Consider the following 11,485-nt stretch of genomic DNA (forward strand, 5'->3'; position numbering starts at 1 on the left):
TCCCTGCAGAAATCCCCTGCAGGGGTGCTTTACGACTTGAGCATCTGCCGCTCGCGACAAAGCATGCACGCGAGCGCGACCACTACTTCTTCTTGGCCTTCTCTTCGCCGGCTTCCTCGGTCTCCTGCTTGCCCTTCTTGATGACCTCGGGCTCGGCAGGTCCGGCAGCAACTTCTGTCGCCACAGCATCAGCAGCAGGAGCAACTTCTTCCTTAATCTGCGTAAGGTGGACGATCATTGCGTTCTCGTCCGACAGGTACATGATCTTGTCGCTCTTCGGCAGATCCGCAATGCGAATGTTCACGCCGAAAACCAGGTTGCTGATATCGACATCGATGCGGCTTGGAATGTCGCCAGGCAGACACTCGATTTCCACTTCGCGAAGAACGTGCTCGAGAACGCCACCCTGCTGCTTGACGCCGGGAGCCTCGCCCTTCAGGGTGATCGGCACCTTCAGGCGCAGCACCTTGTCCATGGCGATACGTTTGAGGTCAACGTGCAGGAGAGAGCTCTTGATTGGCTCAAACTGCCAGTCAACGATCATCGCCTTGGCCTGGGTGCCATCGACGGTGACATCGAAAATCGTGTTGTGGCCCGTTTCTGAATGAAGAATCCGGGTCATTTGCTTCGGGTCCACGCTGACCGCCAGCGGCTCGAGACCGGCGCCGTACAGCACGGCCGGGATCATGCCCGTCTGGCGCAGTCGCCGGGCGTCATTCTTATCGCCAGCCACACGCGGCTTTGCTTCCACCATGTTTGTTCCAATTGCGGTTGCCATAATTCCGTTCCTTTACGTCAGTCCCGATGCGCTTAAGCGCGGCAGAACCGGAATCTTGCCGGCGGGTAAATCCGCCTGAACTCTTTGCACAGCTTTGCACTCGGCCGCAGACCGCTATCAACTAAGCAAACAGCTTGCTCACCGAGGTCTCTTCGTGAATCGACTGGATCGCTCGCGCGACCAGGCCGGCGATCGACAGCACCTTGATCTTCGGCTCATTGCGTCCCGCTTCGCTCAGCGGGATGGTGTTTGTTACCACTACCTGAGTAAGCGCCGAACCTGAAATCCGCTCCAACGCCGGGCCGGACAATACCGGGTGCGAAGCGCAGGCATAAACCTCGCGCGCACCGTTCTCCAACAGCGCATTCACGGTCTTAACCAGTGTGCCCGCCGTATCGATGATGTCATCGATGATCAGACACGTACGATCTTTCACGTCGCCGATGACGTGCATAACCTCGGCAACATTCATTTCCGTGCGCCGCTTATCGACAATCGCCAAAGCCGAATCCATCTTCTTGGCGAAGAAGCGCGCGCGCTCCACGCCGCCCGCATCGGGCGAAACAACCGTAAGATTCGGCAGCGAAAGCTTGCGGAAATAATCCACCAGGACCGGCGAAGCAAACAGGTGATCGACCGGGATGTTGAAGAATCCCTGAATCTGCGGAGCATGAAGGTCAACAACCAGCGCGCGGTCGGCGCCCGCGGTGGTCAGCAGGTCCGCTACCAGTTTCGAAGAAATGGGAACGCGCGGCTTGTCCTTGCGATCCTGCCGCGCATAGCCGAAGTACGGGATCACGACGGTGATGCGCCGGGCTGAGGCGCGCTTGAGCGCGTCGATCATCAGCAGCAACTGCATCAAGTTGTGCGCGACTGGATCGCACGTGGGCTGCACGATGAAAACATCGGAGCCGCGAACGTTCTCCAGTATTTGCACGTAAATTTCGCCGTCGGAAAACTTTGTGAGATGCGACTGACCTACCGGCAAACCCAGAAAGTCGCAAATCTCTTTCGCAAGCGCGGGGTTTGCCGTGCCGCAAAAGATCTTGAATTTGTCGTCCTGACGTGCGCGAACGGGCTTACGCTCGCCCTTCGGATCCGGCTTTTTATCGGCTGCTGTGGCTGTCACAGTACCCATGGCGTCCCCCGCTTCCGCGCGCTCGGCGGCGGAATCCGGTGCTCCGGTCAATGGTTGAACTGCGCTCTGTGTGGCTGCCGCGTCCATGAATCCCTTCAGCTTGTTACCCGTGAGTTCGTCGTGCGAATTACAAAACAGTCTGGCTGGGCGGCTAGGATTCGAACCTAGACAAAGTGCTCCAAAGGCACTTGACCTACCATTAGTCGACCGCCCAACTGCGGTTGCCAGCGCTTAACAGCCAGTCGCCTGTGGAGCGAACTTCGTTCCAGGCAGCTACCGGCAACAGCGAACTAGCGAACAAATACCTGCGCCCAGTAATTCTCGCGTGCCAACGTGCTGGTCGCTTGCGCCGGCAGGCCAGCGGCTCTCATACGCTCCGCAGCCTGTTCAGCCGCTGCCTGATTCTCGAAAAGACCATACAGGGTCGATCCGGAACCTGAAAGCGAGGCATACTTTGCGCCCTCGCGTTCCAAAACACGCTTCATGTCACGAAGTTCGGGATACTCTGGAAAGACGACTCTTTCGAAGTCGTTTTCGATCCCGGCTCGGACAAGGTCGAGAAGCAGCGTCTCGGCCCGGTCCCCACCCTTCTGGGCAGGAACACCGGATGAAAAGGACATACTGCTCAACCACTCAAAAGCCGAGCGACTGAACTCCGTGATTGTACCGGAGCTGCCAGTGGGAGTCAATTTGCCGTTCGCTACCAGTTCATCCCAGCGTGTGAATGCGTCAGGAGTGGACACGCCAACATCCGGCGTGACGATGACGACCGGAATCTCGGGAAGATCGGACAAGGGGTAAATTTCTTCTCCGCGGCTACAGCCCAAAACCGTGCCTCCGAGCAGGAATAGCGGAAGGTCACAGCCCACCTCGGCGGCGATGCGCAGCCGTTCCTGTGCTGGAAGAACCGTCTTCAGTGAACGCTCCATGGCAAACATCGTCGCCACGGCGTTGGACGAGGCACCGCCCATTCCGCCCTGTACCGGCAAGCTCTTTTCGATCTGAATGACCACCTTGCCGCGATGCTTCAGCGCCTTTAGCACGCGGTCTGCAACGCGCCAGCACGTATTCGATTCATCCGCGGGAACGCGCGGGTCCTTGCAGCGAATCTCGATCCCGGTACCCTTGCTAACATCCACGCGCAAAACATCATGCAGCGCGACCGTCTGATAGATGGTGCGCAGCTCGTGAAAGCCGTCGTCGCGGCGCTCGCCAATGGCGAGCCCCAGGTTGACCTTTGCAAACGAACGAATTGCGACTGACATGAGTCAAGATTCTACAGCTTGGGCGCAGCCAATCGGCTCCGCCTTTTATCTTCTCAATGAGAATGGAACAGGGGTCAGTAGCGGAACTGGTAAGAGAGTTTTATGAAGAACTGCCGGCTGTCGTTGATAAGTTGGTTGCGGGGGCGAAGTAGATCGCCATTGGCGTCCATCCGCAGCGATGGGTCCAGGTTCGCAAGATTGCTGTTGTAACCAACGTAGAGCGCAGTGCCGGGATGCAACAGGTACGTGAGGAGGAAGTCGGCATTGAACTGCTTGGTCGTCTTCAGAAAACTCAGATCCGTGTTCGCCAGCCCCGCCTGGTACTGTCCGATGAAGCGGAGGGAAAGCTCGCGGTTGAACTGGTAGTTCCAGCTGGAGCGCACGATGTGCATGTCGAGCTGACTCTGATCCGCCCGCTCGTCAAAGAACTGTTCCCAGTTGTACCGGTTGCTGATGCGCAATTGCGAGGTTGGCCTCAGCGTGAACCCGGCCTGGAGCGTTCGGTCGAGCACAGTCCTGGGAGGCTGGCCAACCGGGGGAGCATCGTCCAGCCCTATGCCGATGTAGCTGGGGTTGTGAGATTCTTCCAGACTGATGTTGAAGCCAGCCTTTGAGAAATAATTGCTTTCGAAGTAAAGGTACTTGTTATCGGTAGAGTATTCCGTATTCTGCGTGATGGAAGCGTAATCGCTTGGCCGCAGGCCTTCCGAGCCAGCCCCGAAGCCCGCCTCAAGATGGTTCTGGCCCTTGAAGTTTAAGTTGTACGAGGCACTCTGGTAACTGTTCAGCCGGACTCCATCATGATCGTAGCCACGCGAGATGCCAAAATAAGGCCCATGCGAGATAAGGCGCTTCCCTTCAGGACGGAAGCTGTAATTGAAATTGTGATTAAAAGACCGGTAATCCGGACGGCGAAAGAATCCGGTCTGCGCCAAGAAGCCTGAGCCGGTATCGTTGAAGTTAGCGTTGTAATTGAACTTGCGTCCGGAGCGCTTAATGCTGGCCGTGTATGCAGGGCCGGCCTGGGTGGTTCCATCGGTGAACTGGGTGGAACTGGTGACTGCCTGGAACGTGCCTACCCAGTTCTCGTTCAGCTTGAAACGCCCATCCACTCCGCCTACGCGATTGAATTCGCCTAGATACTCGCGGTCGGTGTAGATAAGGCCAATCGTCGACTGCGTGCCAATATCGCGCTGAACTCGCGCCACGCCGAAGTAGGCCCGCGAATCCACGAGAGGGTCGCCGTCTATGAGCGACTTGCCTGGAGAGCGATCATCGGCCGCAAGTATGCCCAGCGAATATGGCCCTTTCTTTCCGGTGAGGCGAACTCCAAAATCAGGCTCCGCAATCCTGCGCGTGAACACTAGTGTTATCGGAGTGTTGAAGTAGCTTGAGTTCTCGATAAAAAACGGACGCCTCTCCGGGAAGAAGGTTTCGAAGCGCCGGTTGGCCGTGACCTGTGCCTCATCGGACTCGACCTGGCTGAAATCCGGTTTCACGGTCGCGTCGAGGACGAAGCTGTCCTTGATGACGATTTTTGAATCCAGCCCGAATTCTGATTTCAGCGTCCTGCTTTCAAACCGTGGAGCGGTCTCATCCCGCAGGTCAGGCGCCCTGAAGGACCGGAACGAGGCATGAGGCGTGAATTGCATATTACGCCCGGGAGAGATGCTTTCAAGACCTTCGAGGCGGCCGGCCTGATTCATCCGGCCTTCGATTTTCGCCGTGTAGTGTGGCCAGTACGTTTCTTCGTTGTCTCGTCGAATATCGCGGTTGAGAAGCAGGCCCCAATTCTGCTGCGGGCCTGACGGGAAACGAAGGCTCCTGAACGGGATAGCCATCCAGACCACGTAGCCCTGATCCGTCAGCTTACCTTTCGAGTACCAGACGGTATCGAACGAGAAGTCCCAGCCCTGCGACTCGCTCCACATGGCGTCCGATTGCACGCCGAGAGGGTTCGACATGAAGCCATAGGCGCGCCGCTGGTCGGAAAACGTGTCCAGCATGATTTCGGCGTTTTCGTCGCCACCCGCGTCCTCGCGCTTGGACAAACGCGCTCGTATCTTTTTCGGCTCCGAATCGAAACAGACGAAAACAGCGTAGAGATTCTGGGCGTCGTAGCCGAGATACACCTCTGTGTTCTGCGTACCGGGTGCGCCGTCGGTGGGATTGCGCTGGAGGAAGCCCGTGACCTTCGCCATCTTGCCATCGGCGAAGTCGCGACTGGGATGCATGGAAACGAAGTCTTCAATCGCCGGAGGCTTCGAAAGGCGAGGAACTCTCACTGCCCCGTTCAGCGTGATGGACTCAATGGCCTGCTGCGCGCCAGCGAACGCTGAAAAAATCGCGCAGAAAAACACAAGCATCCCAAGCCGGTAACTACGCAAAGCTGCCCTCTTTGTAACGGGCCCCGGAATCTTATGCTGCCCGCATCAGTTTTAGACGGACTCGACCAGAGTTCGTTAGGCAACTTTCGCACAAAAATGCGCTGTTTATGAGAAGTTTTGCAAAAGTTTTTGCGATTTAGGGACTAGCGGGAGAGGAGCGCGCACGTGAATCTATTTTGGATCACAAAACCGGAGTTTGCGTTCTAGAAAAGTGCGCTCTGCTTGCGTGGTGGAGTGATGCCGAAATGTTCGTAGGCACGCATGGTGGCTACGCGTCCACGCGGCGTGCGATCCAGAAAACCAATCTGAATAAGGAACGGTTCATAGATCTCTTCGATGGCGTCGGCCTCTTCGGCCAGCGCGGCAGCGAGCGTGTTCACGCCTACCGGCCCCCCCTGATACTTCTCAATGATCGTCAGCAGCAAGCGCCGATCGATTTCGTCAAAGCCGTGCTGGTCCACTTCCAGCATTTCCAGCGCAGCCTCGGCCGTTGGCTTATCGATATTTCCGGCCCCGCGCACTTGCGCGTAGTCTCGCACTCGCCGCAAAAGACGATTGGCAATGCGCGGTGTTCCTCGACATCTCATTGCGATTTCCATCGCGCCGGCCTCATCGACGGGAACGCTCAACAGTTCGGCGGAGCGCTTAACGATGTAGCTAAGTTCATCGTGCGTGTAGAACTCCAGCCGCAGCACAATGCCGAAGCGCGAACGTAACGGCGCGGAGAGCAACCCCGCTCGCGTGGTGGCTCCGATGAAGGTGAAGGGATTCACTTCGAAAACGTGCGTTCGCGCCGAAGGCCCCTGCCCGATGATGATGTCGAGGCGGTAGTCTTCAAGCGCGGAATACATCAACTCCTCAAGCGCAGGCTGCATGCGATGGACTTCATCGATAAACAGCACCTGGCTCTTCTGCAAGTTCGAGAGAATCGCAGTTACATCGCCCTTGATCTGCAACGTGGGGCCGGAAGTCTGCTGGAACGGCACGCCCATTTCATTAGCGATAATGTTTGCCAGCGTCGTCTTGCCCAGTCCCGGCGGTCCGTAGAGCAGCACGTGGTCGAGCGCTTCACCACGCGAGCGCGCCGCCTGGATAGCGACCTCAAGGTTCTGCTTGACCTTCGTCTGCCCGATGAACTCGCGCAAACGCTGCGGACGCAGCTTCAGTTCGAAGGATTCATCGTCCTCGACGGGCGCGGCCGAGACGATTCGATCGCGAAGCTCCGGATTGTCCTTGGGTGTGGCCACTGTTGCCGATGGTAATCAGAAAAGGGGCGGTAGGCAATCTGTGGAAATCAGCGGACGTGGTGCAGTTTGGTTTTCCACGGGTGACCAATCGGCGAGTAGTCGGTTAGTTACGGTCGAACGAGCTTGTTACTTTGTCCTAGAAAGGTACAATCCCGGATATGACGACGACTCCTGTCGAGCCACCAAACAATATCCAACGACAACGATTCGCTACACGGCTCTGGGAATCGAAATATTGCAAATGGACAACCGAACCCGTCCTGCAATGGCTAGTGCACTCGATATTTGGCACAGTTTCTTCGGCGGTGGCGGCAAAAATGCATAAGCCTCTACCTTTTGTCCTCGGATCTTTTGTCGTTGTCTTTGTCGTTCTCGCTGCGGCGTCGATTGTATTGCACCGAGTGGTTATGGATGCGAGGAAGCCGCCTTCTAAGCATGGGCGATGGGCGCTAGTAATTCCAGTGTTTTGTCTGTTGGTGGTTTGGTGGTTTTACCGCGTCCCCACAAATCCGCCATTTCGGGCGTATTTATCAGGAAATCCCCAGGTCGCTAAACAACTCGGCTCCCCTGTGGCGGCACCCGTCCGTCACGCATCGGCGGTAATAGCAGTTCACGAACACGCGGTAGCGCTCTGGATGATGGGCGTGAATGTTCTTTATCTTCTGCCAACTGATGGGGCTGGAGAGAATTTCAAGGAGATTGCAGATCCGGTGTGGACGGATGATAAGCGCCATTATGAGGATTCGTGGCTCAGGACGAAATTCCCGGAATGTTCTGACAAACTGCCCCCTTGGGGCGGTATTGCAAGCCACTGGTTGAGCAGATCCCAAGATCTCGAATGGATTGGATGCCGAAAATGGCAATGCACCTATAAGGATTCATCAATCATCAGCCAGCGTTTTGAGCATGGCATGATGGTGGGTACTGTCCATATTTCGCCCAAGCATTCCAAAGTTGGAAATGTCTATGTCCTGTTCGACGATCATTCGTGGAAGACACAAGGGCAGGAGATTAGCCTTCCAGAATGTAAACAATAGGGCAGGCACGCCCTCGGAAGATGCCTAAAAAAATGCTGCGCTGGCGTGCGGCCAAGTGACTACAATGCTCAGCGCACATGTCCATAAACTTCGCAGCACCCGGCGCTACACGAAGTATCGCAACACGGTTGCTTGCATTGGCGGCGCTGCTGGTCGCCACGGCTTCGGCACAGGTTCCGGGGACGGCGCCCAACCCGCCGGTGCAAGGCGTTACGCCTTCGGCAAAGCAAGCGCCCGCACCTCCATCGGTGAAATCAGGGGAGTCGCAAGCGGAGGAGAATCCGCGCCCATGGCTCAGTTGTCTCGACAAGCCGAAGGGCCCCAAACTCATTCGTTCTCCGCTGCTGATCTCGCCCGGAGGACACCGCGCATATGTGGAAACAGAGTCGTTGCCGCGTCGCGATGCGCATGGCGATTTCTGCGTAAATACCTCGCGCCTGTACGTCGCATCCGGTAAAGACGAGTTCGCGCTGGTGCTGATGCAAGAGGCGACCGTGGATGAGCTTGGCAATGCGTTGCGCCTCGTCGACTGGTCCGCCGATGGTCGCCTTTTGCTGCTCGATCTACACCTCTGGACATACCTTTCCGATTGGGCGGACACAACCATCGTGGCCTTCGACCGCGAGATGGGTGCATTCTTTCGCCCCGACCTGCACCAGATTTTCAGCCAACACTTTGGACGGGACTGCTCATTCTTCGTGTCCGGAGAGGGAGTGACTGCAAGCGGGCAGATTGTGTTGAAAATTACTCCCGGCGACGAAGAAATGAGCGCCGAGCCGTCATGCGTGGACAGCGCTACTCTCATGCTCTTCGATCTCGACAGCAATGAGATCCACCAACCTCCCGCCGATTACCGCGCGCATCCGAACGGACGCTTCCAGCCGAATACGGTGAAGTAGGACGCGAACGCCAGGGTGCAATGAAAACGGCGGCCCCGAAGGACCGCCGTTTCCCTGCTGAACAGGTGTGTGGAACTACTCTTCTTCTTCCACGACCTCGCCGCGCTCCGCCTTTGCAGCCGCGATGATCTTCTCTTGCGCCAGGGCGGGAACGATGTCGTAGTGATCCATCTCCATGTTGAAGGTGCCGCGACCCTGCGTCATCGACGTCAGGTCGGTACCGTACGTGAGCATCTCCGACATGGGTACGTGGGCTTTCACAACCGTATTGCCGCCCTTGTTGTCCATGCCCTGAATACGTCCGCGACGGCTGTTGAGGTCGCCCATGATTGCGCCGGCGAACTCGTCGGGAACGGTGATTTCGACGTTCATGATCGGTTCCAGCAGCGTCGGCTTGGCCTGCTCCATGGCCTTTTTGAAGGCGATGCGGCCAGCCGTCTTGAACGACATTTCGTTCGAGTCAACGTCGTGGTAGCTGCCGTCATAGAGAATGACGCGGAAATCGACGACCGGGAAGCCAGCGAGGTAGCCGCGTGCTGCCGCCTCGACGATGCCCTTTTCAACGGCGGGAATGAAGTTCTTGGGGATAGCTCCGCCGAAAATGTCATTCACGAATTCGAACTTGCCGCCGCGCGGCAACGGTTCCATCTTGATCTTGCAATCGCCAAACTGGCCGTGGCCGCCCGACTGCTTCTTGTGGCGTCCCTGCACGTCGGCGGTGCCACGAATGGTTTCGCGGTACGGAACCTTCGGAGCCTTCAGGATTACTTCGGTGTGGTATCGCCGCTTCAACTTGCTGACCACAACTTCGATATGCTGCTGGCCGGTTCCCGCGATGAGGAATTCCTTCGTCTGCTGATCGCGGAAGAAGCGCAGCATGGGATCTTCTTCCATGAGCTTGTTGATGCCAACGCCGAGCTTGTCTTCGTCGTTGCGGCTCTTGGGCTCGATGGCAAAGGTAATCGCCGGTTCCGGGAACTTGATCTGCGGGAATTCGATTGGGGAGCCTTTGTCGCCGAGCGAGTCGCCTGTGATGGTTTCTTTCAGCTTGGCAACTGCGCCGATATCTCCGGCGTGCAACTCATTCACCGGAACAGGCTGCTTGCCCTGCATGGTTCCAAGGTGCGCAAACTTCTCAGTGATGTTGCGCGTAAAGTTCTGTACCGTGGCGTCGTTCTTCAGCACGCCGCTATAAATCTTGAAGAACGTTATGCGCCCTGAGAACGGATCGCTCACGGTCTTGAAGACGTACATTGAGAGCGGCTCGCTGTCGCTGATCTTGCGCGTCGGCGGCTCTCCGTTGCCTTCCTTCGCTGCGGCTGCGACGGTTCCCCGTTCAACCGCGGTCGGCATGTAATCCACTACAAAATCCAGCACTTCATCGGTACCCATGTTGCCAAGGCCGGAGGCGAAGAGCACCGGGAAAATTTTGTCTTCGCGGATGGCGTTGTGCATTCCTTCGATGATGTGCTCTTCCGCGATGGTGCCGTTCTCGAAGAACTCTTCCATCAATTTATCGTCGCCTTCTGCGACGATCTCGACGAGGCGCTCGTGAGCCGCTTTGGCTTCCTCGGCCATGTTGGCGGGAATCTCACCAATCTTGGCCTTGCCGTTGCCGCCCATGTCGTAGGTGTAGGCCTTCATCTTCACCAGGTCGATGACGCCCGTAAAGCTTTTCTCACTGCCGATCGGGAGTTGCACCGGAACGACCGTGCGTCCGAATGTGCTCTGGAGCGATTCCATGACGCGAGCGAAGTCGGCGCGCTCGCGATCCATACGGGTGCAGACGATGACGCGGGGCATTTTAAAGTCGTCAGCGAACTGCCAGATCTTCTCGGTTACGACCTGAACGCCGCTTACGGCGTCGACGACGACCATGGCCGCATCCACGGCCGGCATCACCATCTCCGCTTCGTGAATGAACAGGTTAAAACCCGGCGTATCGAGAAGATTGATCTTCGTCTTGCCCCACTCGACGAATGCCAATGTGCTGGAGATCGTCATCTGTCGCGCGATCTCTTCTTCGTCGTAGTCGGTAACAGTCGTGCCGTCGTCCACGCGACCGAGCCGCTGGGTTGAGCCGGCCGTGTACTGCATGGCAGAAATGAGGGAGGTTTTACCGGAGTGGGAGTGGCCGACTACTGCCACGTTGCGGATATTCGCGCCTTCGTAAATCTTCACGAATGACTCCTTTATGTGGTGCCAATCCGCTGCCATCGCGCGTCGAAGACGCGTGTGGCGCTCCACTCACATGGCGCACAGCACTGCGCGATATGGGCTCAAACTGCCACCCACCTCGCGCTAAACTTGCGCGATTAGGAACCCCGGTGATCCACGGCGTCCAAAGTTGCTGGCGTCGCGGGAGCCCGGAATGGCTGTCCCACTGGACGGTCACTCGAGGCCCTGCCGAGGGCGGAAGGGCAGGAAACACCATGCATGTCACATGGCTTACGAACTTGAGTAACGGCAAATCGTAGCACAATGAATTTAGACCCTCAATTGCTGCGATTGGCAGGAATTCTCTTTTTCGGATTGGGGCCGTGCAGGTAAGTGCGTCCAGGCTGCCGGATGGAGCGCTTTGCGCGTTTCCAGAACTTACTCCAAAGGCGGAATTGCTCCCGGCGTGAAATCGTCGTACACGTACTGCTCACGACATTTTTCTTGTGTCTGAACTGTTAAAGGACGGGCAACACATAATTTGCTCGCTATCTCAGCAAGTGCCGGGTGGCTGGTG

8 protein-coding genes and 1 tRNA gene are annotated in these 11,485 nt (G+C 57.1%); 2 read left to right on the top strand and 7 right to left on the bottom strand.

The genetic code is table 11. The features are described from left to right. Positions 1 to 82: 82 nt before the first annotated feature. The 6 genes from VN622_03485 to ruvB form a co-directional block, all read right to left on the bottom strand. Positions 83 to 778: a 50S ribosomal protein L25 gene (locus VN622_03485; GenBank protein ID HWR34920.1), complete on the bottom strand. Its 696-nt coding sequence runs from the start codon at positions 776 to 778 to the stop codon at positions 83 to 85. Between the two features lie 121 nt (positions 779 to 899). Further along, on the bottom strand, positions 900 to 2,003 hold the full coding sequence (locus VN622_03490) for a ribose-phosphate pyrophosphokinase (GenBank protein ID HWR34921.1): 1,104 nt from the start codon (positions 2,001 to 2,003) through the stop codon (positions 900 to 902). 53 nt (positions 2,004 to 2,056) lie between these two features. Beyond that, positions 2,057 to 2,130: transfer RNA gene (locus tag VN622_03495), tRNA-Gln, on the bottom strand. 76 nt (positions 2,131 to 2,206) lie between these two features. Beyond that, a complete protein-coding gene (gene ispE / locus VN622_03500) occupies positions 2,207 to 3,181 on the bottom strand; it encodes a 4-(cytidine 5'-diphospho)-2-C-methyl-D-erythritol kinase (protein HWR34922.1) in 975 nt (324 codons plus the stop codon). Positions 3,182 to 3,255: 74 nt separating this feature from the next. After that, on the bottom strand, positions 3,256 to 5,568 hold the full coding sequence (locus VN622_03505) for a DUF5916 domain-containing protein (protein ID HWR34923.1): 2,313 nt from the start codon (positions 5,566 to 5,568) through the stop codon (positions 3,256 to 3,258). Positions 5,569 to 5,771: 203 nt separating this feature from the next. Further along, positions 5,772 to 6,815: a Holliday junction branch migration DNA helicase RuvB gene (gene ruvB, locus VN622_03510; GenBank protein HWR34924.1), complete on the bottom strand. Its 1,044-nt coding sequence runs from the start codon at positions 6,813 to 6,815 to the stop codon at positions 5,772 to 5,774. Between the two features lie 158 nt (positions 6,816 to 6,973). Between ruvB and VN622_03515 the strand changes: the two genes are divergently transcribed. Continuing rightward, on the top strand, positions 6,974 to 7,852 hold the full coding sequence (locus VN622_03515; protein ID HWR34925.1) for a hypothetical protein: 879 nt from the start codon (positions 6,974 to 6,976) through the stop codon (positions 7,850 to 7,852). 77 nt (positions 7,853 to 7,929) lie between these two features. Continuing rightward, a complete protein-coding gene (locus VN622_03520; GenBank protein ID HWR34926.1) occupies positions 7,930 to 8,751 on the top strand; it encodes a hypothetical protein in 822 nt (273 codons plus the stop codon). Positions 8,752 to 8,826: 75 nt separating this feature from the next. Here the strand turns inward: VN622_03520 and fusA are convergent, their stop codons facing one another. Continuing rightward, entirely contained in the window at positions 8,827 to 10,932 is a 2,106-nt protein-coding gene (gene fusA / locus VN622_03525) for an elongation factor G (GenBank protein HWR34927.1), read from the bottom strand. Between the last annotated feature and the right edge of the window lie 553 nt (positions 10,933 to 11,485).

The organism is Clostridia bacterium (genome assembly GCA_035561135.1).
GTDB lineage: Bacteria > Acidobacteriota > Terriglobia > Terriglobales > Acidobacteriaceae > DATMYA01.